This is a genomic window from Streptomyces sp. Y20, from assembly GCF_043195475.1.
GTDB lineage: Bacteria > Actinomycetota > Actinomycetes > Streptomycetales > Streptomycetaceae > Streptomyces.
The window spans coordinates 326,908-349,755 of sequence record NZ_JBIDDP010000007.1; the positions used below are offsets into that span (position 1 = coordinate 326,908).

Here is a 22,848-nt window from a genome sequence, read left to right on the forward strand (position 1 = left end):
GCGGTCCCCGTAATGTGCTGCCCTGACGCAGATCATTCAAGCGTCAAACGCAGACATGGGATCACCCCACGGATTCCGGAAAGCAACAACAGGGGCGGGCGATGGAGCAGACACACACCTCCCAGAGCGGCGCGGCGACGACCACCCCGGGCGCGCAGCGCCGGGTGCTGGTCGTCGAGGACGACGTCACGATCGTCGACGCCATCGCGGCCCGGCTCCGTGCCGAGGGATTTCTGGTGCAGACGGCGGCCGACGGTCCCGCCGCCGTCGACACGGCCGAGGCCTGGCAGCCCGACCTGCTGATCCTCGACATCATGCTGCCCGGCTTCGACGGGCTGGAGGTCTGCCGGCGCGTGCAGGCCCAGCGCCCGGTGCCGGTGCTGATGCTCACCGCGCGGGACGACGAGACCGACATGCTGGTCGGGCTCGGCGTCGGCGCCGACGACTACATGACCAAGCCGTTCTCGATGCGGGAACTGGCGGCACGCGTGCACGTGCTGCTGCGCCGGGTGGAGCGGGCGACGATCGCCGCCGCCACTCCGCGCTCCGGCATCCTGCGCCTCGGCGAGCTGGAGATCGACCACGCGCAGCGCCGGGTCCGGGTGAGGGCGGAGGACGTCCATCTGACGCCGACCGAGTTCGACCTGCTGGTGTGCCTGGCGAACACCCCGCGCGCGGTGCTCTCCCGGGAGCAGCTGCTGGCCGAGGTGTGGGACTGGGCGGACGCCTCCGGCACCCGCACGGTCGACAGCCACATCAAGGCGCTGCGCCGGAAGATCGGCGCCGAGCGGATCCGCACCGTGCACGGTGTGGGCTACGCGCTGGAGACGCCGGCCCCATGAGCGGTGACGGGCGCCGGGCCGCGCACGGGAGCCACCGGCCCTCCGGTGGGAAATCCTGGGGCGGCGTGCGCCCGTTCTCGATCAAGACCAAGCTGGGCGCGCTGGTCGTCATCGCGGTGCTGATCACCACCGGCCTGTCGATCGTCGCCGTGCACACCAAGACGGAGCTGCGCTTCATCACCGTCTTCTCCATGATCGCCACCCTGCTCATCACCCAGTTCGTGGCGCACTCGCTCACCATGCCGCTGGACGAGATGAACACGGTGGCCCGCTCCATCTCGCACGGCGACTACACGCGCCGCGTGAAGGAGAACCGCCGGGACGAACTCGGCGACCTGGCCCAGACGATCAACGTCATGGCCGACGAGCTGGAGGCCCAGGACAGCCAGCGCAAGGAGCTGGTGGCGAACGTCTCGCACGAGCTGCGCACCCCGATCGCGGGCCTGCGCGCGGTCCTGGAGAACATCGTCGACGGCGTCACCGAGCCCGACCAGGAGACGATGCGGACGGCCCTGAAGCAGACCGAGCGGCTCGGCCGGCTGGTGGAGACCCTGCTGGACCTCTCCCGGCTGGACAACGGCGTCGTACCGCTGAAGCTGCGGCGGTTCGAGGTGTGGCCGTACCTCTCGGGCGTGCTCAAGGAGGCCAACATGGTCGCCTCCGCGCGCGCGGGCATCGCCTCCGGCTCCGGCAGCCACACCCGGACGGACGTCCATCTGCACCTCGACGTCTCACCGCCGGAGCTGACCGCGCACGCGGACCCCGAGCGCCTCCACCAGGTCGTCGCCAACCTCATCGACAACGCGGTCAAGCACAGCCCGCCGCACGGCCGCGTGACCGTGAAGGCGCGGCGCGGTGCGCAGCCGGAGTCGCTGGAGCTGGAGATCCTGGACGAGGGTCCCGGCATCCCCCGGTCGGATTGGCACCGGGTGTTCGAGCGGTTCAACCGGGGAGCGGTGACCCGGCCGCACGGGCCGGGCAGCGACGGCGGTACGGGGCTGGGGCTGGCGATCGCCCGCTGGGCCGTGGATCTGCACCGCGGCCGGATCGGTGTGGCCGAATCCGAGCGCGGCTGCCGGATCATCGTCACTCTTCCGGGCCTGACTTCCGCCACGAGTTGACGTAGGGTCCGAACCGGAAGCACAAGATCCACGACGGTCGGCGCCGCTCGGCGCGGCCGCAGCCGTGTGATCGGGACCAGGCCCGCGCCACCCGTCGAACGAAGACGCGCAGGGTCCCGGCCGGTGCACCCTCCCACGTGCGGAACCACGGTTGTTTCCCGCCATTTCAAGCCCCGAAACAAGATTTCCGATGTGACTTACGCGACGATGAACGGGCCCGGCCTGACCTTCACGGTCAGGGAGGCGTAGCCTTTATTCCCGCTGTCCATCACCTTGTGAAGCGGAAGAGGGCGGTTGCCGCCGTGTCGCCACAGTCCCCCAGTAACTCGAGCATCTCAACCGATGACCAAGCCGGGAAGAACCCCGCAGCCGCGTTCGGTCCGAACGAGTGGCTCGTCGACGAGATCTATCAGCAGTACCTCCAGGACCCGAATTCCGTAGACCGCGCCTGGTGGGACTTCTTCGCCGACTACAAGCCGGGCGCTCCTGCGACCCCGGCTCCGGCGGGTACTGCGGCCGCGGGGGCCGCAGAGACCCCCACCCCGGCCCCCCAGGCCGCCGCCCCGGCCGCCCCCGCGGCTCCGAAGCCCGCGGCCGCTCCGGCCCAGGCGCCCGCCCCGGCGCCCGCCGCCGCACCCGCTCCGGCGGCGAAGGCCGCCCCGGCCGAGCCGGCGCGACCCGCACAGGCGCCCGCTCAGCCGAAGGGCAAGGCCGCCCCCGCCGCCGAGGCGCCCGAGGGCCCGGAGCTGATCACGCTGCGTGGTCCGGCCGCCGCCGTCGTGAAGAACATGAACGCCTCGCTGGAACTGCCGACCGCCACCTCGGTCCGCGCGGTACCGGTGAAGCTGCTGTTCGACAACCGCATCGTCATCAACAACCACCTCAAGCGCGCCCGCGGCGGGAAGATCTCCTTCACGCACATCATCGGGTACGCGATGGTGCAGGCCGTCAAGGCCATGCCGTCGATGAACTGGTCGTTCGGCGAGAAGGACGGCAAGCCGACCCTGGTCAAGCCGCCGCACGTCAACCTCGGCCTCGCCATCGACCTGGTGAAGCCGAACGGTGACCGCCAGCTGGTCGTCGCGGCGATCAAGAAGGCCGAGACGCTGAACTTCTTCGAGTTCTGGCAGGCCTACGAGGACATCGTCCGCCGCGCCCGCGACGGCAAGCTGACGATGGACGACTTCACCGGCGTGACGGTCTCCCTGACCAACCCCGGTGGCCTCGGCACCGTCCACTCCGTGCCGCGCCTGATGCCCGGCCAGTCCGTGATCATGGGCGTCGGCTCCATGGACTACCCGGCGGAGTTCCAGGGCACCAGCCAGGACACCCTGAACAAGCTCGGCATCTCCAAGGTCATGACGCTCACGTCGACCTACGACCACCGGGTCATCCAGGGCGCCGCCTCCGGCGAGTTCCTGCGCGTCGTGGCGAACCTGCTGCTCGGCGAGAACGGCTTCTACGACGACGTCTTCGAGGCGCTGCGGATCCCCTACGAGCCGGTCCGCTGGCTCAAGGACATCGACGCCTCCCACGACGACGACGTCACCAAGGCCGCCCGCGTCTTCGAGCTGATCCACTCCTACCGGGTCCGCGGCCACGTCATGGCCGACACCGACCCGCTGGAGTACCGCCAGCGCAAGCACCCCGACCTGGACATCGTCGAGCACGGCCTCACCCTGTGGGACCTGGAGCGCGAGTTCGCCGTCGGCGGCTTCGCCGGCAAGTCGATGATGAAGCTGCGCGACATCCTCGGTGTGCTCCGCGACTCGTACTGCCGCACCACCGGCATCGAGTTCATGCACATCCAGGACCCCAAGCAGCGCAAGTGGATCCAGGACCGCGTGGAGCGCGGCCACTCCAAGCCGGAGCGCGAGGAGCAGCTGCGCATCCTGCGGCGGCTGAACGCGGCGGAGGCCTTCGAGACCTTCCTGCAGACCAAGTACGTCGGCCAGAAGCGCTTCTCGCTGGAGGGCGGCGAGTCCGTCATCCCGCTGCTGGACGCGGTCATCGACTCGGCGGCCGAGTCCCGCCTGGACGAGGTCGTCATCGGCATGGCCCACCGCGGACGGCTGAACGTCCTCGCCAACATCGTCGGCAAGTCGTACGCGCAGATCTTCCGTGAGTTCGAGGGCAACCTCGACCCGAAGTCGATGCACGGCTCCGGCGACGTGAAGTACCACCTGGGTGCCGAGGGCACCTTCACCGGCCTGGACGGCGAGCAGATCAAGGTCTCCCTGGTCGCCAACCCCTCCCACCTGGAGGCCGTCGACCCGGTCCTGGAGGGTGTCTCCCGCGCCAAGCAGGACATCATCAACAAGGGCGGCACGGACTTCACGGTCCTGCCGGTGGCGATCCACGGCGACGCGGCCTTCGCGGGCCAGGGCGTGGTGGCCGAGACCCTGAACATGTCGCAGCTGCGGGGCTACCGCACCGGCGGCACGGTCCACATCGTCATCAACAACCAGGTCGGCTTCACCGCGGCCCCCGAGTCCTCGCGTTCCTCCATGTACGCCACGGACGTCGCCCGCATGATCGAGGCCCCGATCTTCCACGTGAACGGCGACGACCCCGAGGCCGTCGTCCGCGTCGCCCGGCTGGCCTTCGAGTTCCGCCAGGCGTTCAACAAGGACGTGGTCATCGACCTCATCTGCTACCGCCGCCGCGGTCACAACGAGTCGGACAACCCGGCCTTCACCCAGCCGCTGATGTACGACCTGATCGACAAGAAGCGCTCGGTGCGCAAGCTGTACACCGAGTCGCTGATCGGTCGCGGCGACATCACCCTGGAAGAGGCCGAGCAGGCCCTCCAGGACTACCAGGGCCAGCTGGAGAAGGTCTTCACGGAGGTCCGCGAGGCCACCTCCCAGCCGCCCGCCGGCGACACCCGGGCGCCCCAGGACGGCTTCCCGGTCGCCGTGCCCACCGCGGTCTCCGCGGAGGTCGTCAAGCGGATCGCCGAATCCCAGGTCAACGTCCCCGACCACATCACGGTGCACCCGCGGCTCCAGCCGCAGCTCCAGCGCCGGGCGGCGATGGTCGAGGACGGCACCATCGACTGGGGCATGGGCGAGACCCTGGCCATCGGCTCCCTGCTGCTGGAGGGCACCCCGGTCCGCCTCGCGGGCCAGGACTCCCAGCGCGGCACCTTCGGCCAGCGCCACGCGGTGCTCATCGACCGGGAGACCGGCGAGGAGTACACCCCGCTCCAGTACCTCTCCGAGGACCAGGCGCGCCTGAACGTCTACAACTCGCTGCTCTCCGAGTACGCGGCGATGGGCTTCGAGTACGGCTACTCGCTGGCCCGCCCCGACGCGCTCGTCATGTGGGAGGCGCAGTTCGGCGACTTCGTCAACGGCGCGCAGACGGTCGTGGACGAGTTCATCTCCTCGGCCGAGCAGAAGTGGAGCCAGACCTCCGGCGTCGTCCTGCTGCTGCCGCACGGCTACGAGGGCCAGGGCCCGGACCACTCCTCGGCCCGCCCGGAGCGCTTCCTCCAGCTGTGCGCGCAGAACAACATGACGGTCGCGATGCCCACGTCCCCGTCGAACTACTTCCACCTCCTGCGGTGGCAGGTGCACAACCCGCACCACAAGCCGCTGGTCGTCTTCACCCCGAAGTCGATGCTGCGCCTGAAGGCGGCGGCGTCGAAGGCGGAGGAGTTCACGAGCGGCGAGTTCCGCCCGGTCATCGGCGACGCCTCGGTCGACCCGGCCGCCGTGCGCAAGGTCGTCTTCTGCGCCGGCAAGGTCTACTACGACCTGGAGGCCGAGCGGCAGAAGCGCGGCGTCACGGACACGGCCATCATCCGCATCGAGCGGCTGTACCCGCTGCCGGGTGCCGAGCTCCAGGCGGAGATCAAGAAGTACCCGAACGCCGAGAAGTACCTGTGGGCGCAGGAGGAGCCGGCGAACCAGGGTGCCTGGCCGTTCATCGCGCTCAACCTGATCGACCACCTGGACCTGGCGGTCGGCGCGGACGTCCCGCACGGCGAGCGGCTGCGGCGCATCTCGCGCCCGCACGGCTCGTCCCCGGCGGTGGGTTCGGCCAAGCGCCACCAGTCCGAGCAGGAGCAGCTGGTGCGTGAGGTGTTCGAGGCGTAGGCCCCGGGCGGCACGCGACAAGGGCCCGGCACCGAGTATCGACTCGGTGCCGGGCCCTTCGTCCGTGCGGGACCGTACGCGGTGAGGCGGCTCTGCGCCGGCCGCACGGGGACCTACTCGTCGTCGTCCTCGTCGTCGAGGCGCGCGAGCCAGGTGGCCAGCCGCTCCACAGGCACCTCGAAGTCCGGGTTCAGGTCCACGAACGTACGCAGCTGCTCGGCGAGCCACTCGAAGGTGACCTCCTCCTCGCCACGCCGCTTCTCCAGCTCCTCGATACCGCGGTCGGTGAAATACATGGGGCCGTGTCTCCTGCGCGTTCATCCAGGCCGTTGCTGACTGGGTCCAGCCTATGCGCCGGACCGGCCGGCCCCTCACCGGAAAGAGCGTCTTGACTTCACAAGGCCACGATATATCGTGTTTCTCAGAGGACGCGATATGACGCGTCGTCGTCACGCCGCCCCGCCGAGGAGGCCCCATGCCCGAGTGGTCCGTCACCGAGCCCCGAAAACTGACCTTCGACAACCCCGTACGCGACCTCCACGTCCGGCTCGTCAACGGCACGGTCAACGTCGTCAGCACGGACGAACCCGCCGCCCGCCTCGAGGTCTCGGAGGTCGAGGGCCCGCCCCTGGTGGTCACCCAGCGGGACGGCGTCCTGACAGTGTCCTACGAGGACCTGCACTGGAAGGGCTTCCTGAAGTGGCTCGACCAGGCGGGTCGGCGGCGCAGCGCCGTCGTCTCCCTCGCCGTTCCCGCCGGCACCCGGGTGGAGGTGGGCGTGGTCGGCGCGGGCGCGGTCGTCTCCGGCATCCGCGGCCCCGTGGATGTCAAGGGGGTGACCGGCGACACCACCCTGGTCGGCGTCTCGGGCCCGGTCCGCGCGGACACGGTGTCGGGGAACCTGGAGGCCCAGGCGGTCACGGGCGACCTGCGGTTCCACTCGGTCTCGGGCGACCTCACCGTGGTCGACGGCTCGGGCCCGTCCGTCCGCGCGGAATCCGTCACCGGCTCCATGATCGTCGACCTGGACCCGGACGGGCCCACGGAGGTCGGCCTCACCAGCGTCTCCGGCGAGATCGCCATCCGCCTGCCGCACCCGGCGGACGCCACGGTCGAGGCCAACACCGCGAGCGGCACGATCTCCAACGCCTTCGACGGACTGCGGGTGCACGGCCAGTGGGGCGCCCACAAGGTCTCCGGGCGGCTCGGCGCGGGCACCGGGCGGCTGCGTGCCACCACGGTCTCCGGCTCGATCGCCCTGCTGCGCCGCCCGCCGCGGGACGAGGAGGAGCACACCCCCTGGGAGACGGAGCCCGACTCCCCGCAGCCCGACTCCCCGCAGCCCGCCGGGCCGTCCGGCGCCCCGGCCGACGGCACGACGACCGACGGCACGACGACCGACAAGAAGGTGCTCTGACATGGCTCCCGTCTTCGCCCACGGCCGCCTCCGCCTGTACCTGCTCAAGCTGCTCGACGAGGCCCCGCGCCACGGTTACGAGGTGATCAGGCTTCTGGAGGAACGCTTCCAGGGCCTGTACGCCCCCTCGGCGGGCACGGTCTACCCCCGCCTGGCCAAGCTGGAGGCGGAGGGCCTGGTCCGGCACACCACCGAGGGCGGCCGGAAGGTGTACGCGATCACGGACGCGGGCCGGGCCGAACTGGCCGACCGCAGCGGTGAGCTGGCCGACCTGGAACTGGAGATCCGCGAGTCGGTGGCGGAACTGGCCGCCGAGATAAGGGCCGACGTGCGTGGCGCGGCCGGCGACCTGCGCCGCGAGATGCGCGCGGCGGCTTCGGAGGCCCGCCGGGGTACCAGGGCGGCCGGCACCGGTCCGGGCCCCTTCCCGGACCTCGGCAAGGACGGGACCGAGGGGGGCCGGGGGGATGCCGGGGAGTACGACGACCTGAGCGACAAGGAGGCCTGGAAGGCCGCCAAGGAGGAGATGCGCCGGGTCAAGCAGGAGTGGAAGGAGCAGGCCCGCAGGGCCAAGGACGAGAGCCGCCGGGCCCGCGAGGAGGCCCAGCGCGCCCGCCACAGGGCGCAGGAGGCGCAGGCGCGGGCACGGGCCCAGGCGCAGGAGGAGGTGCAGCGCATGGCCCGGCGGGTCCAGGACCGGGTACTGGACCACTTCGCCCGCGGGGACTGGCCGACCGGCGTCCGCGACGGCCTGACGGAACTGGCCAAGGAGTTCGGCGAGTTCGGAAAGGACTTCGGCAAGGAGTTCGGGAAGGACTTCGGCGGCAACTGGACCTTCGGCCGCACCACCGAAGAGACCTCCGCCCCCGCCCCCGCCCCGGCTCAGGAGCCGCACTACACCTCCGCCCCGGCGGACTTCCCCGCAGCGTACGAACCCCTCTGGGCCCACGAGGACTTCACCGGTGACCCGGCCCGTGACCTGGACCGTCTCCTGGACCGCTTCCGCGACGACATCCGTGACGCGGCCCGCGACCACGGCGTCACCCCGGAGCAGCTCGGTGCGGCCCGCCACCACCTCTCGACGGCGGCGGCCCACATCGCGGCACTCCTCGACACCCGCGATCCCCGGTCCCCCTCCCGGCCCACCGGGACCGGCGGGCAGAAGGAGAACCCGGGACCGGGGTAGCCCGGCGGGACGGCTCCGCCCGGCTCAGGAGCCGGTCAGCACGATCTTCCCGAACTGCTCACCGGACGCCAGCCGCTCGAAGCCCTCGCGGGCCCGGTCCAGCGGCAGCTCCTCGTCGATGACGGGCCGTACACCGGTGGCGGCGCAGAAGGAGAGGAGGTCCTCCAGCTCGTCCTTGGTGCCCATGGTCGAGCCGACGACCTTCAGCTCCAGGAAGAAGATGCGGGTCAGTTCGGCGTGCGAGGGCCGGTCCCCGCTGGTGGCACCGGAGATGACGAGCGTGCCGCCGGGCCGCAGGGACTTCACCGAGTGGGACCAGGTGGCGGCGCCGACGGTCTCGATGACCGCGTCCACTCGCTGCGGCAGCCGGGCCCCGGGCTCGACGGCCTCCACGGCCCCGAGTTCCAGGGCCCGCTTCCGCTTCGCCTCGTCCCGGCTGGTCGCGAAGACCCGCAGTCCGGCCGCCTTGCCGAGGATGATCGCGGCCGTGGCGACACCGCCCCCCGCACCCTGCACGAGGACCGAGTCACCGGGCCGCACACCGGCGTTGGTGAACAGCATCCGGTAGGCGGTCAGCCAGGCGGTCGGCAGACAGGCGGCCTCGGCGAAGGACAGGTCCCTGGGCTTGGGCAGGACGTTCCACGTGGGCACGGTCACCTGCTCGGCGAAGGTGCCCTGGTAGCGCTCGGTGAGGATGGAGCGCGGTTCGTCCGGGCCGACGCCGTGGCCGGTCTGGCCGATGACGGAGTGCAGGACGACCTCGTTGCCGTCCTCGTCGATCCCGGCGGCATCGCAGCCGAGGATCATCGGCAGCCGGTCCTCCGGCAGGCCGACGCCCCGCAGGGACCACAGGTCATGGTGATTGAGGGAAGCGGCCCGTACGGTGATGGTGCTCCAGCCGGGACGGGCCTCGGGAGCCGGACGCTCCCCCAACTCGAGGCCGGTGAGCGGCTGGTCGCGGTCGATTCGGGCGGCGTAGACAGCGAACATGCTGCCGACGATAGGTGCACGGTGCAGCCGGGGGAACCAGGCCCGCCTGTGACACATGCCCTCTTGCGCAACGGCACCCGTGCGGCGCAGAGCGCGGCGAGACACCCGACAGCGCCGTGCCCTCACCCGTACGGGCGCGCGGGCAGGCGGAAGAACGGACAGGAGAACGGGCGGAGAAGCGGGCAGAAAGAACGGCCCCGCCCGGGCGGGCGGGGCCGTTCAGCGCTGCGTCAGCCGCGAGCGACGCCCTCGGCGCGCGCGGCGGCCGCGACCGCGGCGGTCACGGCCGGAGCGACCCGCTCGTCGAACGGGGACGGGATCACGTAGTCCGCGGCGAGGTCGTCCCCCACCACCGCGGCCAGCGCCTCGGCGGCGGCGATCTTCATCCCCTCGGTGATCCGCGTGGCCCGCACCTGGAGCGCGCCCGCGAAGATCCCGGGGAAGGCCAGCACGTTGTTGATCTGGTTCGGGAAGTCCGAGCGCCCGGTGGCGACGACCGCCGCGTACTTGTGCGCCACGTCGGGGTGGACCTCGGGGTTCGGGTTGGCCATCGCGAAGACGAAGGCGCCCTGCGCCATGAAGGCGACGGCTTCCTCCGCGACCGTACCGCCGGAGACGCCGATGAAGACGTCCGCGCCCGCCAGGGCGTCCTCCAGCGAGCCGGTGAGGCCGGCCTTGTTCGTGAAGGAGGCCAGCTCGCGCTTGACCGGGGTCAGGTCCGCCCGGTCGGCCGACACCACGCCCTTGCGGTCCGCCACGGCCACGTCCCCGATGCCGGCCTCGACCAGCATCCGGGCGATGGCGACACCGGCCGCACCGGCGCCCGAGATGACGGCCCGCAGCTGCCCGATCTCGCGCCGGCTGAGCCGGGCCGCGTTCCGCAGCGCCGCGAGCGTCACCACGGCCGTACCGTGCTGGTCGTCGTGGAAGACCGGGATGTCCAGCCGCTCCTGGAGCCGGCGCTCGATCTCGAAGCACCGGGGCGCCGAGATGTCCTCCAGGTTCACTCCGCCGAAGGACGGGGCGAGCCGGACGACGGTCTCGACGATGTCGTCCACGTCGGTGCAGTCGAGCGCGATCGGCACCGCGTCGACGCCGCCGAACTGCTTGAACAGGATCGCCTTGCCCTCCATCACGGGGAGGGAGGCCTGGGGACCGATGTCCCCGAGTCCGAGCACGGCGGTGCCGTCGGTGACGACGGCGACCACGCTGGACTTCCATGTGTAGTCGTTGACCAGCTCCGGCTGTTCCGCGATCGCGGTGCACACGCGAGCGACGCCGGGCGTGTACGCGAGGGAAAGGTCGTCCTTGTCGCGGATCGGCACGGTGGCCTGCACGGCCATCTTGCCGCCACGGTGCAGCGCGAACACCGGGTCGAACGAATCGAGGGGCTCGGCCCCTCCGTCCTGGTCCGTACCGTTGTCGCTGCGAGGATTGACGATCTCCGCTGCCACTTTGTTGTACCCCTTAGCTATGCATGGTTTGAGGGTCGACCACTCCTGGTGAGGGGTGGGCGGGCACCGCGCACGGCTCGATTGCGGATACGTACGAGCACATACGCGACGGGCGCGCCGCACACGCGCCCTGAGCCCCGGATGAGGGGTGTAAAGAACCTTCTTACCGGACGGACGGCGCCCGCGACGAGTCCATTAGGTGCAAGGTCACATCCCGGAACAGCAAAGCGGCGGGAAGGTGACACGGGGCCGGCGGCACGGGGGGCGGCGCGCGGGCGCCCCGGCGCGACGGGGGCGGCCGGGCGGCGAGGTGACCGCGGAAGGTGATCACATCGTGAGACACGCCGAAGATCTTCCGGCCGGAACGCTGGATTCCCGCAGATGATCCTGCGGCTATGGACCGGGGTTGTACCGACCTGATGCGGTTCGGGGGTCACCCGTTATCCGATTTTGACATAGTGACGCCCCTGAATGGCGTAGTCCGAATGGCAAGATGCCGTAAACCCACGAGGTCGCGACACCCGAAGGTGTGTGTTTCCGTCGACCCATCGGCAACTCTTCCCATCCGCCGGAGGAACCACGATGACCGCAAGCTCCACCCGTCGTACAAGCGCCGCGCGCTCACGTCTGGCCGCGGCCGGTGCGATCGCGGTCGCAGGCGCCCTGCTGCTCACCGGCTGCGGTGACCAGACCAAGGACAAGAACAAGGACTCCGGCGGTGCGTCCACCAGCACCGCTCCGCTCGCCGACAAGCTCCCGCAGGACATTCGCAGCGCCGGCAAGATCAGGGTCGGTTCGGACATCGCGTACGCGCCGGTGGAGTTCAAGGACGCCTCCGGCAAGGTCGTCGGCCTGGACCCGGACCTGGCGGCGGCCATGGGCAAGCAGCTCGGGGTGACGTTCGAGTTCGAGAACGGTACTTTCGACGCCCTGCTCACCGGTCTGCGCTCAGGCCGCAACGACATCGCGATGTCGGCGATGACGGACAACAAGAACCGGCAGGAGGGCGTCGACCCGGACACGGGCAAGAAGGTCGGCGAGGGCGTCGACTTCGTCGACTACCTGTCCGCGGGTGTCTCGATCTACACCCGCAAGGGTGACACCAAGGGCATCAGCACGTGGTCGGACCTGTGCGGCAAGAAGCTGGCCGTGGAGCGGGGCACCGTCTCGGAGGACCTGGCCAAGCAGGAGGCCAAGAAGTGTCCCGCCGGCAAGAAGCTCACCGTCGAGGCCTTCGACGACGACCAGCAGTCCCAGACCCGGCTGCGCTCGGGCGGCGTGGACGCGGCCTCCTCCGACTTCCCGGTCGCCGCGTGGGCGGTCAAGAACTCGGGCGGTGGCAAGGACTTCCAGCTCGTCGGCGACCAGGTCCAGGCGGCCCCGTACGGCATCGCGGTCTCCAAGAAGGAGACCCAGCTGCGGGACGCCATCAAGGCCGCGATGGACGCGGTCATCAAGAACGGCGAGTACAAGACGATCCTCGAGAAGTGGGGTGCCGAGGACGGCGCGGTCAAGGAGTCCGCGATCAACGGCGGCAAGTGACCCGCGTCGGCGCCAGCGGCCACTGAGAGGCAATACCCGTGACTGACATCGACAAGACGGCGGGCCCGAAGGGCACGCCCCCGGCCGGCGCGGAGGCCATCAAGGCCATCCCGGTCCGGCACTACGGGCGGTACGTCTCCGCCGTCATCGCGATCGCGATCCTCGTCGCGATCATCTACGCGTTCAGCCAGGGACGGATCAACTGGCACGCGGTACCGGACTACTTCTTCGACGACCGGATCCTGACCGGTGTCGGCAAGACCCTGCTGCTGACGGTCCTGTCCATGGTGATCGGCATCGTCGGCGGCATCGTCCTGGCGGTGATGCGGCTGTCGAAGAACCCGGTGACCTCGTCGATCGCCTGGTTCTACATCTGGTTCTTCCGCGGCACCCCGGTCCTGGTCCAGCTGTTCCTCTGGTTCAACCTGGGCCTGGTCTTCGAGTACATCAACCTGATGCCGCTCTACAAGGACTACTGGTCCAACTTCATGACGCCGTTGCTGACGGCGCTGCTCGGCCTGGGTCTGAACGAAGCGGCATACATGGCCGAGATCTGCCGGGCCGGTCTGCTCGCGGTGGACGAGGGCCAGACCGAGGCGGCCCACGCGCTCGGCATGAGCCAGGGCAAGACGCTGCGCCGGGTGATCATCCCGCAGGCGATGCGCGTGATCGTGCCGCCGACGGGCAACGAAGTGATCAACATGCTGAAGACGACCTCGCTCGTGGCGGCCGTCCAGTACCCCGAACTGTTCCGCTACGCCCAGGACATCGGCCAGAACTCCGGTGCCCCGGTGGAGATGTACTTCCTCGCCGCGGCCTGGTACCTGATCATGACCTCGGTCCTGAGCGTCGGCCAGTACTACGTCGAGCGTTACTACGCCCGCGGCTCCAGCCGCCAGCTGCCACCGACGCCGTGGCAGAAGGTCAGGACGAACATGCTCTCCCTGGGCCGGCCGAAGGGTGGCATGGCATGACCGACAAGCTGAACAAGACGCAGGACACCCCGGCCGCGGGGACCGTCCCGATGGTCAGGGCGGAGGGCGTCCACAAGTCCTTCGGCCACGTGGAGGTGCTCAAGGGCATCGACCTGGAGGTGAAGCCGGGCGAGGTGTTCTGCCTCATCGGCCCCTCCGGCTCCGGCAAGTCGACCTTCCTGCGGTGCATCAACCACCTGGAGAAGATCAACGCCGGACGGCTGTACGTCGACGGCGAGCTGGTCGGCTACCGCCAGCAGGGCGAGAAGCTGTACGAGCTGCGCGACCGCGAGGTCGCCATGAAGCGCCGGGACATCGGCATGGTCTTCCAGCGCTTCAACCTGTTCCCGCACATGACGGCCCTGGACAACGTCATGGAGGCGCCGGTTCAGGTGCGGGGCACCAGCAGGACGCAGGCCCGGGAACGAGCCGTGCAGCTGCTGGAGCGCGTGGGCCTGGCCGACCGGGCCGGGCACTACCCCTCGCAGCTCTCCGGCGGCCAGCAGCAGCGCGTGGCCATCGCCCGGGCGCTGGCGATGGACCCGAAGCTGATGCTGTTCGACGAGCCGACCTCGGCCCTGGACCCGGAGCTGGTCGGTGACGTCCTGGACGTCATGCGGGACCTCGCCGAGTCCGGGATGACCATGGTCGTCGTCACCCACGAGATGGGCTTCGCCCGCGAGGTGGGCGACAGCCTGGTGTTCATGGACGACGGCGTGGTCGTGGAATCCGGCCATCCGCGGGAGGTCCTGAGCAACCCGCAGCACGAGCGGACGCAGTCCTTCCTGTCGAAGGTGCTGTAGACACGCGAGGAGAGGGCGGTACGGCCGTGGCCGTACCGCCCTCTCCTCCGCGAGGCCGCGGCAGCCCCGCGCCGTCACCGCCCGGGTGTCACTTCACCGCCAGCAGCAGGGTGTCCGACGGTGAGCACCACACCGGACGGGCCTCGGCGAACCCCTTCTCGCGAAGCACGCGCGCGTGCCAGGCGGCCGACGGGGTGTCGCCGTCCGCGTGCTCGCCGTAGATCGCGAAACGACGGGCGGTCGGTTCGGCGAGGGCCGGGTCCGCGGCCGCCAGCCGCCACCACTCGGCCCAGTCCGGGGTACCGTCCTGCCTGGCCTGATCCATGCGGGCGTGGCGCTGCGCGCGCTCCGCCGCGTTGATCCGGGGCGTGGTGTCGTCGATCATGTGGTCGGCGTTCATGAGGACGCCGCCGTCGCGGACCAGCTCCGCGACCTGACCGTAGAGGGCCGCGAGAGGTTCACTGTGCAGCCAGTGCAGGGCCGTCGCGGTCAGGACGGCGTCGTAGGAGTCGTACGGCAGCAGCTCCGGCCAGTCGGGGTCCTTCAGGTCGGCGGTGACGAGACAGACGCGGTCGTCGCCCTCGAAGGTGCCCTGCGCGATCGTGAGCAGCGCCGGGTCGAGGTCGACGCCGGTGCTGGTGGCCCGCGGGAACCGCCTGAGCAGCCGCGCGGTGATGCTGCCGGTGCCGCACGCGAGGTCGAGGACGCGCGGGGCCGTGCCGACCAGCGCCTCGACCATGTCCAGCATGATCCGGAAGCGTTCCTCCCGATCGGGCATGTAGCCCTCCTGCTGCCGGTCCCAGCTCTCCTGCCAGGCGGCCCAGTCCGTACCGGTGTCCGTGGTCATGGCACCCCGACTCCCCTCGGTTCGCGTAATACCCTGGAAGCACGACCGGCTATTACCCGACCGCAGACATGACGATAAAGCGCCCTGGTAAGGACTACAAGTGGAACTGGCCTATTACTCGGATTACGCCGTACGCCTCGTCAACAGCGAGGAGCCGGCCCGGGGCAAGGACTCCCTGACCTCGGTCGAGGCCGTCCGCGACCTCTTCGGTGCCAACGCGTCGGCGGCCCGTCGCGCCACCGACGCCGACGTCACCCGCTTCCGCTCGGTCCGGGCCCGGCTCCGCTCGGTCTTCGAGGCCGCCGACACCGGCGACGAGACCCTGGCCGTGGACCTGTTGAACTCGCTGCTGCTGGAGTTCCCGGTCAGCCCCCAGATCTCCGGGCACGACCACCGCGACGAGGACGACCGCCCCCTGTGGCACATGCACCTGGCCGACCACCCCTCCAACGCCACCGCCGGCTACGCGGCGATCGCGACGATGGGCCTGGCCTTCCACCTCACCGAGTACGGCGTGGACCGCCTCGGCCTGTGCCAGGCGGCCCCGTGCCGCAACGCCTACCTCGACACCTCCACCAACCGCTCCCGGCGCTACTGCTCCGACCGCTGCGCCACCCGCGCCAACGTGGCCGCCTACCGGGCCCGCAAGCGCCTGGAGGCCGACCGGTCGGGCAGCAAGGGCCTCGCCGCCGAGAGTGCCCAGCGCAGCAGCGTCAGCGGCGAGCGCTGACCGGCCCGCGGCGGCCGGAACCGCAGCAGGGCCTTCCCCAGCACCAGGTCCTCCGGTACGACCCCGTAGTCGGTGCTGTCGCCGCCCGCGTACGGGTTGTCCCCGAGCACCCACCAGCCGCCCTCACGCCGTTCCACGGCCCGCTTGACGACCAGCAGGTCCTGCTGGAAGGGATGACGCAGGACCACGACGTCCCCCGGCCTGACCGCACCCCCGTACCGCACCAGCAGCCGATCCCCGTGGTGCAGCGTGGGCACCATGGACGGGCCGGTCACCTCGGCCAGCCCGAAGGGCGCCACGGCCCCGCCCCGCTCGGTCTCCCGCGACAGCTCCGGCATCCCCGGCACCTCCCCGGTCCGTTCCTCCACCGGTCCCAGTCTCACCCTGGACTTTCGTCCTAAGCCCTAGGGGGCACTCACGAAAACCGGTTCCTCAGGGAGTAATGTCGCACCTGAGAAGACGATCACGAGGAAGGAATGCTCCATGCTTTCCCGCCTGTTTGCCCCCAAGGTCAAGGTCAGCGCCCACTGCGACCTGCCCTGCGGCGTGTACGACCCGGCCCAGGCCCGCATCGAGGCGGAGTCGGTGAAGGCCGTCCAGGAGAAGATGGCCGGTAACGACGACCCTCACTTCCAGACGCGTGCCACCATCATCAAGGAGCAGCGCGCGGAGCTGGCGAAGCACCACGTCTCCGTACTCTGGAGCGACTACTTCAAGGCCCCGCACTTCGAGAAGTACCCGGAGCTGCACCAGCTGGTCAACGACACCCTGAAGGCCCTCTCGGCCGCCAAGGCGTCCACCGACCCGGCGACGGGTCAGAAGGCGCTCGACTACATCGCGCAGATCGACAAGATCTTCTGGGAGACCAAGAAGGCTTGATCTGTGATCATGCCGTTTGACCTGCGATTTTCTTGGTCGTTTGGTCTTCCGGTCCGCACCCGGTCCGCAGGCCGCCGAGCACGGCGTCCATGACGGGCCGGGTGCGGTCTTCTTCGCCCGGCCAGAGGTGCGCGTAGATCCGCAGCGTGATGACGGCGGACGCGTGGCCGAGGACGACGCCCTGACCGGCGAGAGCGTCACCACGGTCTACGAACGCGGCCTCGCCCGCCTCATCCACCACGAGATCGATCACCTCGATGGCCTGCTGTACACCGCCCGCATGCGCGTCGGCGTCGAACCGATTCCCGTGGAGGAGTACCGGCAGACCGGCCGGGCCTGGGCCTACGACCGTGCCTGACCGCCCGAGACCCGCATCCGACCGAGCGCCGGTCAGGCACGGTCCGCTCGCGCAGCTCCAGTCGATGGCTTCCCCTCGGAGCGGCGGCCGTGTGCTCACCAGATCGAGCGGTTGAGGCGCCAAGCAGGACACCGCGCTTGGGCATGCGGTGGGCATGCTCGAAATGTTCTGCGCTTGCAGACGCAGGCACAGGTGTCAGCGGCACGAGTTTGCGCCCGATGCGGGCTGACCGCTACACATCCAAGGACGGGAGCGGCCCACCAGGGCGCTCCCCCCTCCCTCGGCTTGCCGGTGATCACCGCATGTTGAGCGGGGGCTTTCCGTGCTGACGGATCAGCCGATCCCGTCGGCTTTCGTTGGCAGCGGCAACCGGCGGTTCCTGAAGCAGCGATGACGACCATGGCCGCTGGCCGCCGGCAGGTGGTCGCCGGCAACGGTTACCACTTGTGCATCCGCAGCCTGCAACCCGACATCAAGGTCGAGGTCGCCCTTCGCGTGTGGGACATCGCCCCCGACCCGCCCGCCAAGGCCGAAGGCCACGTCCCTGTCAGCATCGAGTCGGAAACCGGCGTCCTCGTCGTCAACCAACTGGAATACGGCCCCGCAGGGGAGATGACTCTGCCCCGCCCGAGCGTGGGAGAACCGGCAGGCGACGGCCGACTACTACGCAACGACGCTCGACCACCCCACCGACGACACCTACGAAGACCATCTCACCCAGGCGTGGAACACCCCCCCCCGGTCACCGAGCGCTACGTGCTGGACCTCGCCTACATCCGCGAACCAGAACCCGTCGACGACGATGATCTGTAAGCCGGGGCAGTCCGCACACAGTCCGCAGGACAGTCGATCGGGACCGTCGCACCCCATCGCCAGCAAACGGTAAAAGGCCGGGTCAGCCACCTGCAGCGGTCATCGCCGCAGGTCACCGACCCGACCCATTACTAGGAGACCAAGAAGGCCTGATCCTCCGATCACGCCGGCCGGCCCGCGATGTGCCGCTCGCCCGGTCCTCCCGTCCGCACCCGGTCCGCAGCGCGCCGAACCCGGCGTCCGCGACGGACCGGGTGCGGTCTTTTTCCGCCCCGTGGAGGGCGGAGGCGGTGCTGTGGGAGGCTGAGGGGATGACCGCGCTGGAGGACCTCAGACGGCTGCGCCGGGTGCGTGACCGGATGGACCGCGAGTACGCCGAACCGCTCGACATGACCGGGCTGGCCCGCGACGCCGTGATGTCCCCGGGGCACTTCCAGCGCAGCTTCCGCAAGGCGTTCGGGGAGACGCCCTACACCTATCTGATGACCCGTCGCATCGAGCGGGCCAAGACACTGCTGCGCCGGGGCGACCTCACCGTGACCGAGGTGTGCCTCGCCGTCGGCTGTACCTCGCTCGGCTCCTTCAGCTCCCGGTTCACCGAGCTGGTCGGTGAGACCCCGAGCGCCTACCGGGCCCGCGACCACCAGGAGAGCGCGGTGATCCCGTCCTGCGTGGCCCGTCGGCTGACCCGGCCGCGGCGCCGCCTGTACTGAAGGCGCGGCGCGCGCCGCGGTTCTAGGCTGAGCCCATGGACGTGAAACTCGCGCAGTGCTTCATCGCGGTGGACGACCACGACAAGGCCATCGCCTTCTACCGCGATGTGCTGGGCCTGGAGATCCGCAACGACGTGGGCTTCGAGGGGATGCGCTGGGTGACGATGGGCTCCCCGCTCCAGCCCGATGTGGAGATCGTCCTGGAGCCGCCGGACGCCAGCCCCGACGCCTCCCCCGCCGACAAGCAGGCACTGAACGAGCTCCTCGCCAAGGGCCTGCTGCGCGGGGTCATCTTCACCACCCCCGACTGCGACGCGCTGTACGAGAGGGTCCGAGAGTCCGGCGGCGACGTCCTCCAGGAGCCGACGGACCAGCCGTACGGGGTCCGCGACTGCGCGTTCCGCGACCCGGCCGGCAACCAGCTCCGCTTCCTGGAGCGACCTACGCGCTGATCTCCCGCGCGGGACGGCTCCCGGACGGGCGCCACCGGGTCCCCTGCCGTCTCAGCCCCAGGGCTCCACGTCCACCACGGCCGTGACCGGTACCGGCCCGTACACGTGCGGGAACTCCTCCCCGCCCGGTTCGGCGGCCTCGTACCGCACGGGCGCCCCGACCCGGGCGGGGTCCACGACCAGGACGACCACTTCATCCGGTCCGTCGTAGTCGCCGTAGAGGAAGGCGGCGATGCGCGGGAGCTGTGCCCGGGTGGAGAAGTGGATGAAGCCCTCCTCCTGGAGGGTGCGGCCCCGGGTCGACATCTCGTAGGTGCCACTCTCACGCGCCGCCTCCCACAGGGAGCGCTCGGTGACATGCAGGATGTGCGGAAGTTTCGGCATGCGCCCACGCTACGGCGCCCCCGGTCCCCCTCGTGCTCGGACGGCACTGTTCCCCGCGCCGGGCGCCGACGGATTCTATGGACCGCTGCCCCGCGGCCGGGCGGGACGGGCCGGGTCGGGACGGGCCAGGCCGGGACCGGAGGCGCAGTCGGGGCTGTGGCACGGGCCGGGGGTCCACACCGGCACCCAGGCGCCCAGGGTCTTGTGCCGCCTGACGACCATGTCGACGGGCTGTCCGCAGACGGGACAGACGGGTTGTTCGCTGTCCATGCCCTCAGGGTAGGACGGCGGCGGCCGCGGCGCTTCCCGCGCCGTACGGCCGCACGAACGTGCCGTTGCCGGGGGCGCGGAAGACGCGCAGGGCGCTCGGTGTCGACCGGGCATGCGGCGGGCCCCGCGCACAGTGGGAGTGTGCGGGGCCCGCCCGACCGGAGGCCCGGCGACCGTGCGGGATCAGGAGCCGCACGGCCACGGGGGGCTCCGGATTCGGCGGGGCTGCCGGAGGGCAGCCTCAGTTGTTCCGCCGGGTCACGAACTCGGCGAGTGCCAGCAGACCGCCCGCCGCCTCGGGTACGGGGACCGCGCGGGCCAGTTCCTGCATCGCGCGGGCCATCCGGTCCGCCGCCTCGGCCTGCGCCCAGTCCCGGCCGCCGGCCCGTTCCACCGCGAGTGCCGTCCGCGCGATCTCCCCGGCCTCGGCCTCCGCCTCCAGGTGCGGCCTCGCGTACAGGGCGGCGAGTTCGGCCGCCGCGGGGGTGCCGGAGGTCAGCGCCGCCACGACGGGCAGTGATTTCTTACGGGCCGCGAGATCCGCGCCGGCGGGCTTGCCGGTGCGCTGCGGGTCTCCCCATATGCCGATCACGTCGTCGATGAGCTGGAACGCGAGGCCGGCCTGGCGGCCGAAACCGTCCAGCGCGGCCACCTCGCCCTCGTCGGCGCCCGCATACAGCGCGCCGAGCGCGCAGGCGCAGCCCAGCAGGGCTCCGGTCTTGGCCTCGGCCATGACGAGGACCTCGTCCAGGGTCACCGCGTCCGGGGCGCGGCGCTCCAGTTCGCTGTCGGTCTGCTGGCCGGCGCACAGTTCCACGACACAGCCCGCGAGCCGGGCCACGGCCGGAACGGCGGCCGGGTGCGGATCCTCGACGAGCAGCCGCAGCGCCAGCGCCTGGAGCGCGTCCCCGGCGAGGATCGCGTCGGCGTCGCCGAACACGGTCCAGGCGGTGGGGCGGTGCCGCCGGGAGGTGTCCCGGTCCATCACGTCGTCGTGCAGCAGCGTGAAGTTGTGCACGAGTTCGACCGCCACCGCCGCGCGGACGGCCGCCGCCCGGGCCGCCGGTCCACCGAGCGCGGCGGCGGCCGCGAGGACGAGCGCGGGCCGCATCGCCTTCCCCGGGTTGCCCGCCCCCGGCGTGCCGTCCGCCTGCTGCCAGCCGAAGTGGTAGAGCGCGATCCGGCGCAGGGAGCCGGGCAGCGACTCGACGGCCGCGCGCAGCTCCGGGTCGACGAGTGCGCGGGTGCGCTCCAGTAACGCCGTCGCCTCGTGCCCGTCGGGCGGTCCCTCGGGGGCCTCCCCGGTTCTCTCGCGCCGCTCCCCCGGTGCGCCGGGACGCGGCACCCCGGGGGCACGCTTTCCGGTCTCGGTCATGAACTCGGCCATCGTTCCCCCTCGCCAGGTCCGGGCGAGCCGGTGTCGCCGGCCCGCCCGGACGCGTACCCCCAGGGCCTGCCGGCCCGTGCCGGCGGAGACACGGCCGCGACGTGGGCAGACGTCACCCCCACCGGCCGATCTCGACGTTCTCCAGCACACCGAGCGCGTCGGGCACCAGGACGGCGGCCGAGTAGTAGGCCGTCACCAGGTACTTGATGATGGCCTGCTCGTTGATGCCCATGAACCGCACGGACAGGCTCGGTTCGATCTCGTCCGGGATGCCGGACTGACGCAGGCCGATGACGCCCTGATCGGCCTCGCCCGTACGCATCGCGAGGATGGAGGTCGTACGGGCCTCGCTGACCGGGATCTTGTTGCACGGGTAGATCGGCACCCCGCGCCACGTGGGGATGCGGTTGCCGCCGATGTCGATGGTCTCCGGGACCAGTCCGCGCTTGTTCAGCTCGCGCCCGAACGCGGCGATGGCGCGCGGGTGGGCGAGGAACAGCTTGGTGCTGCGGCGGCGGCTGAGCAGTTCGTCCATGTCGTCCGGGGACGGCCCCCCGTCGTGCGGCTGGATCCGCTGGTCGTACTCGCAGTTGCTGAGCAGACCGAACTCCGGGTTGTTGATCAGCTCGTGCTCCTGGCGCTCCTTGAGCGCCTCGACCGTGAGCCGCAGCTGCTGCTCGGTCTGGTTCATCGGCTGGTTGTACAGGTCGGCCACGCGCGAGTGGATGCGCAGCACGGTCTGGGCGATGCTCAGTTCGTACTCGCGCGGCCTGGATTCGTAGTCGACGAAGGTGTGCGGGATGTCGGGCTCGCCGGAGTGGCCGGCCGCCAGCTCGACCTCCTTCTCGCCGTACTTGTTGGTGCGCTGCCGCGGGAGCGAGCGCACCTGGTCGAGGTGTCCCCGCAGGGTGTCCGAGCGTTCGGCGACCTGCTCGAAGTCCTGGCGGCTGAGGGCCAGCACCGTGGTCGCGGTCTCCGCGCGGGCCGTGTACTCCCAGATGGAGTCGGGGTCGACCAGCGCCTGGTCGCCGAAGTAGGCGCCGTCGGCGAGGACACCGAGGACGGCCTCGTCACCGTACGGACCCGTGCCGACCTTCGACACCCTGCCGTGGGCGAGCAGATAGACCTCTTCCGTCGGGTTCCCGAAGTCGGCGATGACCTCACCCGGAGCGAAGTCACGCCGGCGGCAGCGCCGGGCCAGCTCGGTGAGCACCTCCTCGTCCTCGTACGACCGCAGGACCGGCAGCTCACCCAGTTCGGCCGGGATGACCTCCACCTGGTCACCGGTCTTCACGAAGGTGACGCGGCCGTCGCCGACGGCGTAGGTCAGCCGCCTGTTCACCCGGTACGTGCCGCCCTGGACGTCCACCCAGGGAAGCGTGCGCAGCACCCAGCGGGAGCTGATCTCCTGCATCTGCGGAACGGACTTGGTGGTGGTGGCCAGGTTCCGCGCTGCCGCTGTCCCGAGGGACTGCTGCGGCCTGCCCTGATCCGTGCGGACCTCTTCGCCTACCGACATAGAGAAATGCCCTCCCAGGTATGCCCGGTGCCCTGTCGCACGGAGCACCGGTCTCGGGTCCGAG

General features: G+C 70.6%; 23 protein-coding genes and 1 pseudogene. 14 read left to right on the forward strand and 10 right to left on the reverse strand.

Annotation, left to right across the window (positions count from 1 at the left end; genetic code table 11):
• Positions 1-101: 101 nt before the first annotated feature.
• From ACGFT1_RS20345 to ACGFT1_RS20355, 3 genes are all read left to right on the forward strand, one after another.
• On the forward strand, positions 102-842 hold the full coding sequence (locus ACGFT1_RS20345) for a response regulator transcription factor (RefSeq protein WP_373910335.1): 741 nt from the start codon (positions 102-104) through the stop codon (positions 840-842).
• Positions 839-1,963, forward strand: a complete 1,125-nt coding sequence (locus ACGFT1_RS20350; protein WP_373910336.1) for an ATP-binding protein — start codon at positions 839-841, stop codon at positions 1,961-1,963. The genes ACGFT1_RS20345 and ACGFT1_RS20350 overlap by 4 nt, the downstream gene beginning before the upstream one ends.
• A gap of 302 nt (positions 1,964-2,265) precedes the next feature.
• Positions 2,266-6,066 carry a multifunctional oxoglutarate decarboxylase/oxoglutarate dehydrogenase thiamine pyrophosphate-binding subunit/dihydrolipoyllysine-residue succinyltransferase subunit gene (locus ACGFT1_RS20355; protein WP_373910337.1) on the forward strand — a complete coding sequence of 1,267 codons (3,801 nt, stop codon included), beginning with the start codon at positions 2,266-2,268 and terminating at the stop codon, positions 6,064-6,066.
• Positions 6,067-6,179: 113 nt separating this feature from the next.
• Here the strand turns inward: ACGFT1_RS20355 and ACGFT1_RS20360 are convergent, their stop codons facing one another.
• Positions 6,180-6,362 carry a DUF6104 family protein gene (locus tag ACGFT1_RS20360; protein WP_019075209.1) on the reverse strand — a complete coding sequence of 61 codons (183 nt, stop codon included), beginning with the start codon at positions 6,360-6,362 and terminating at the stop codon, positions 6,180-6,182.
• 179 nt (positions 6,363-6,541) lie between these two features.
• Here ACGFT1_RS20360 and ACGFT1_RS20365 point away from each other — a divergent pair, with 179 nt between their 5' ends.
• Together ACGFT1_RS20365 and ACGFT1_RS20370 are read left to right on the forward strand one after the other, a co-directional pair.
• Entirely contained in the window at positions 6,542-7,483 is a 942-nt protein-coding gene (locus tag ACGFT1_RS20365; protein ID WP_373910338.1) for a DUF4097 domain-containing protein, read from the forward strand.
• A 1-nt stretch (position 7,484) separates the two neighbouring features.
• On the forward strand, positions 7,485-8,669 hold the full coding sequence (locus ACGFT1_RS20370; RefSeq protein WP_373910339.1) for a PadR family transcriptional regulator: 1,185 nt from the start codon (positions 7,485-7,487) through the stop codon (positions 8,667-8,669).
• Between the two features lie 24 nt (positions 8,670-8,693).
• On the opposite strand, the gene ACGFT1_RS20375 is transcribed toward ACGFT1_RS20370, so the two are convergent.
• Positions 8,694-9,659: a zinc-binding dehydrogenase gene (locus tag ACGFT1_RS20375; protein WP_373910340.1), complete on the reverse strand. Its 966-nt coding sequence runs from the start codon at positions 9,657-9,659 to the stop codon at positions 8,694-8,696.
• A gap of 230 nt (positions 9,660-9,889) precedes the next feature.
• Positions 9,890-11,113 carry an NADP-dependent malic enzyme gene (locus ACGFT1_RS20380; RefSeq protein WP_373910341.1) on the reverse strand — a complete coding sequence of 408 codons (1,224 nt, stop codon included), beginning with the start codon at positions 11,111-11,113 and terminating at the stop codon, positions 9,890-9,892.
• Between the two features lie 582 nt (positions 11,114-11,695).
• On the opposite strand from ACGFT1_RS20380, the gene ACGFT1_RS20385 reads away from it, so the two are divergent.
• The 3 genes from ACGFT1_RS20385 to ACGFT1_RS20395 are packed head-to-tail and all read left to right on the forward strand — an operon-like array spanning position 11,696 to position 14,432.
• Positions 11,696-12,655, forward strand: a complete 960-nt coding sequence (locus ACGFT1_RS20385) for an ABC transporter substrate-binding protein (protein ID WP_373910342.1) — start codon at positions 11,696-11,698, stop codon at positions 12,653-12,655.
• 38 nt (positions 12,656-12,693) lie between these two features.
• Positions 12,694-13,629, forward strand: coding sequence for an amino acid ABC transporter permease (locus ACGFT1_RS20390; protein ID WP_373910343.1), 936 nt, complete (start codon positions 12,694-12,696; stop codon positions 13,627-13,629).
• Positions 13,626-14,432, forward strand: a complete 807-nt coding sequence (locus ACGFT1_RS20395) for an amino acid ABC transporter ATP-binding protein (RefSeq protein ID WP_373910344.1) — start codon at positions 13,626-13,628, stop codon at positions 14,430-14,432. The genes ACGFT1_RS20390 and ACGFT1_RS20395 overlap by 4 nt, the downstream gene beginning before the upstream one ends.
• 88 nt (positions 14,433-14,520) lie before the next feature.
• On the opposite strand, the gene ACGFT1_RS20400 is transcribed toward ACGFT1_RS20395, so the two are convergent.
• Positions 14,521-15,279, reverse strand: a complete 759-nt coding sequence (locus tag ACGFT1_RS20400; protein ID WP_373910345.1) for a trans-aconitate 2-methyltransferase — start codon at positions 15,277-15,279, stop codon at positions 14,521-14,523.
• A gap of 100 nt (positions 15,280-15,379) precedes the next feature.
• Here ACGFT1_RS20400 and ACGFT1_RS20405 point away from each other — a divergent pair, with 100 nt between their 5' ends.
• Positions 15,380-16,009: an ABATE domain-containing protein gene (locus ACGFT1_RS20405; protein WP_373910346.1), complete on the forward strand. Its 630-nt coding sequence runs from the start codon at positions 15,380-15,382 to the stop codon at positions 16,007-16,009.
• Here ACGFT1_RS20405 and sodX read toward each other — a convergent pair.
• Positions 15,913-16,347, reverse strand: a complete 435-nt coding sequence (sodX, locus tag ACGFT1_RS20410; protein ID WP_373910450.1) for a nickel-type superoxide dismutase maturation protease — start codon at positions 16,345-16,347, stop codon at positions 15,913-15,915. The genes ACGFT1_RS20405 and sodX overlap by 97 nt on opposite strands.
• Positions 16,348-16,492: 145 nt before the next feature.
• Between sodX and sodN the strand changes: the two genes are divergently transcribed.
• Positions 16,493-16,888 carry a superoxide dismutase, Ni gene (gene sodN / locus ACGFT1_RS20415; protein WP_373910347.1) on the forward strand — a complete coding sequence of 132 codons (396 nt, stop codon included), beginning with the start codon at positions 16,493-16,495 and terminating at the stop codon, positions 16,886-16,888.
• A gap of 7 nt (positions 16,889-16,895) precedes the next feature.
• Here sodN and ACGFT1_RS20420 read toward each other — a convergent pair.
• Positions 16,896-17,066: pseudogene (locus ACGFT1_RS20420) on the reverse strand (site-specific integrase); the annotation flags it as partial.
• Between ACGFT1_RS20420 and ACGFT1_RS20425 the strand changes: the two are divergent.
• The 4 genes from ACGFT1_RS20425 to ACGFT1_RS20440 all read left to right on the forward strand — a co-directional run bounded on the left by ACGFT1_RS20425 (position 17,052) and on the right by ACGFT1_RS20440 (position 19,224).
• The gene (locus ACGFT1_RS20425; RefSeq protein ID WP_373910348.1) at positions 17,052-17,246 is read left to right on the forward strand and encodes a peptide deformylase; all 195 of its coding nucleotides are present in this window, start codon (positions 17,052-17,054) and stop codon (positions 17,244-17,246) included. The pseudogene ACGFT1_RS20420 and the gene ACGFT1_RS20425 overlap by 15 nt on opposite strands.
• Before the next feature lie 390 nt (positions 17,247-17,636).
• A complete protein-coding gene (locus ACGFT1_RS20430; RefSeq protein ID WP_373910349.1) occupies positions 17,637-18,059 on the forward strand; it encodes a hypothetical protein in 423 nt (140 codons plus the stop codon).
• 311 nt (positions 18,060-18,370) lie between these two features.
• A complete protein-coding gene (locus ACGFT1_RS20435) occupies positions 18,371-18,772 on the forward strand; it encodes a helix-turn-helix transcriptional regulator (protein WP_373910350.1) in 402 nt (133 codons plus the stop codon).
• Between the two features lie 35 nt (positions 18,773-18,807).
• A complete protein-coding gene (locus ACGFT1_RS20440; protein WP_373910351.1) occupies positions 18,808-19,224 on the forward strand; it encodes a VOC family protein in 417 nt (138 codons plus the stop codon).
• A 51-nt stretch (positions 19,225-19,275) separates the two neighbouring features.
• On the opposite strand, the gene ACGFT1_RS20445 is transcribed toward ACGFT1_RS20440, so the two are convergent.
• The 4 genes from ACGFT1_RS20445 to ACGFT1_RS20460 all read right to left on the reverse strand — a co-directional run bounded on the left by ACGFT1_RS20445 (position 19,276) and on the right by ACGFT1_RS20460 (position 22,784).
• The gene (locus tag ACGFT1_RS20445; RefSeq protein ID WP_373910352.1) at positions 19,276-19,608 is read right to left on the reverse strand and encodes a DUF952 domain-containing protein; all 333 of its coding nucleotides are present in this window, start codon (positions 19,606-19,608) and stop codon (positions 19,276-19,278) included.
• Between the two features lie 75 nt (positions 19,609-19,683).
• Positions 19,684-19,878: a hypothetical protein gene (locus tag ACGFT1_RS20450; RefSeq protein WP_373910353.1), complete on the reverse strand. Its 195-nt coding sequence runs from the start codon at positions 19,876-19,878 to the stop codon at positions 19,684-19,686.
• Between the two features lie 241 nt (positions 19,879-20,119).
• Entirely contained in the window at positions 20,120-21,265 is a 1,146-nt protein-coding gene (locus ACGFT1_RS20455; protein ID WP_373910354.1) for a family 2 encapsulin nanocompartment cargo protein polyprenyl transferase, read from the reverse strand.
• A gap of 112 nt (positions 21,266-21,377) precedes the next feature.
• A complete protein-coding gene (locus ACGFT1_RS20460) occupies positions 21,378-22,784 on the reverse strand; it encodes a family 2B encapsulin nanocompartment shell protein (RefSeq protein ID WP_373910355.1) in 1,407 nt (468 codons plus the stop codon).
• Between the last annotated feature and the right edge of the window lie 64 nt (positions 22,785-22,848).

What these genes read in the sequence shown, in the direction of transcription:
- ACGFT1_RS20345 (WP_373910335.1), top strand. Translation starts at nt 102, where the DNA reads ATGGAGCAGACACACACCTCCCAGAGCGGCGCGGCGACGACCACCCCG.
- ACGFT1_RS20350 (WP_373910336.1), top strand. Translation starts at nt 839, where the DNA reads ATGAGCGGTGACGGGCGCCGGGCCGCGCACGGGAGCCACCGGCCCTCC.
- ACGFT1_RS20360 (WP_019075209.1), bottom strand. Translation starts at nt 6,362, where the DNA reads ATGTATTTCACCGACCGCGGTATCGAGGAGCTGGAGAAGCGGCGTGGC.
- ACGFT1_RS20365 (WP_373910338.1), top strand. Translation starts at nt 6,542, where the DNA reads ATGCCCGAGTGGTCCGTCACCGAGCCCCGAAAACTGACCTTCGACAAC.
- ACGFT1_RS20370 (WP_373910339.1), top strand. Translation starts at nt 7,485, where the DNA reads ATGGCTCCCGTCTTCGCCCACGGCCGCCTCCGCCTGTACCTGCTCAAG.
- ACGFT1_RS20375 (WP_373910340.1), bottom strand. Translation starts at nt 9,659, where the DNA reads ATGTTCGCTGTCTACGCCGCCCGAATCGACCGCGACCAGCCGCTCACC.
- ACGFT1_RS20385 (WP_373910342.1), top strand. Translation starts at nt 11,696, where the DNA reads ATGACCGCAAGCTCCACCCGTCGTACAAGCGCCGCGCGCTCACGTCTG.
- ACGFT1_RS20395 (WP_373910344.1), top strand. Translation starts at nt 13,626, where the DNA reads ATGACCGACAAGCTGAACAAGACGCAGGACACCCCGGCCGCGGGGACC.
- ACGFT1_RS20400 (WP_373910345.1), bottom strand. Translation starts at nt 15,279, where the DNA reads ATGACCACGGACACCGGTACGGACTGGGCCGCCTGGCAGGAGAGCTGG.
- sodX (WP_373910450.1), bottom strand. Translation starts at nt 16,347, where the DNA reads ATGCCGGAGCTGTCGCGGGAGACCGAGCGGGGCGGGGCCGTGGCGCCC.
- sodN (WP_373910347.1), top strand. Translation starts at nt 16,493, where the DNA reads ATGCTTTCCCGCCTGTTTGCCCCCAAGGTCAAGGTCAGCGCCCACTGC.
- ACGFT1_RS20430 (WP_373910349.1), top strand. Translation starts at nt 17,637, where the DNA reads ATGACGACCATGGCCGCTGGCCGCCGGCAGGTGGTCGCCGGCAACGGT.
- ACGFT1_RS20435 (WP_373910350.1), top strand. Translation starts at nt 18,371, where the DNA reads ATGACCGCGCTGGAGGACCTCAGACGGCTGCGCCGGGTGCGTGACCGG.
- ACGFT1_RS20440 (WP_373910351.1), top strand. Translation starts at nt 18,808, where the DNA reads ATGGACGTGAAACTCGCGCAGTGCTTCATCGCGGTGGACGACCACGAC.
- ACGFT1_RS20445 (WP_373910352.1), bottom strand. Translation starts at nt 19,608, where the DNA reads ATGCCGAAACTTCCGCACATCCTGCATGTCACCGAGCGCTCCCTGTGG.
- ACGFT1_RS20450 (WP_373910353.1), bottom strand. Translation starts at nt 19,878, where the DNA reads ATGGACAGCGAACAACCCGTCTGTCCCGTCTGCGGACAGCCCGTCGAC.
- ACGFT1_RS20455 (WP_373910354.1), bottom strand. Translation starts at nt 21,265, where the DNA reads ATGGCCGAGTTCATGACCGAGACCGGAAAGCGTGCCCCCGGGGTGCCG.
- ACGFT1_RS20460 (WP_373910355.1), bottom strand. Translation starts at nt 22,784, where the DNA reads ATGTCGGTAGGCGAAGAGGTCCGCACGGATCAGGGCAGGCCGCAGCAG.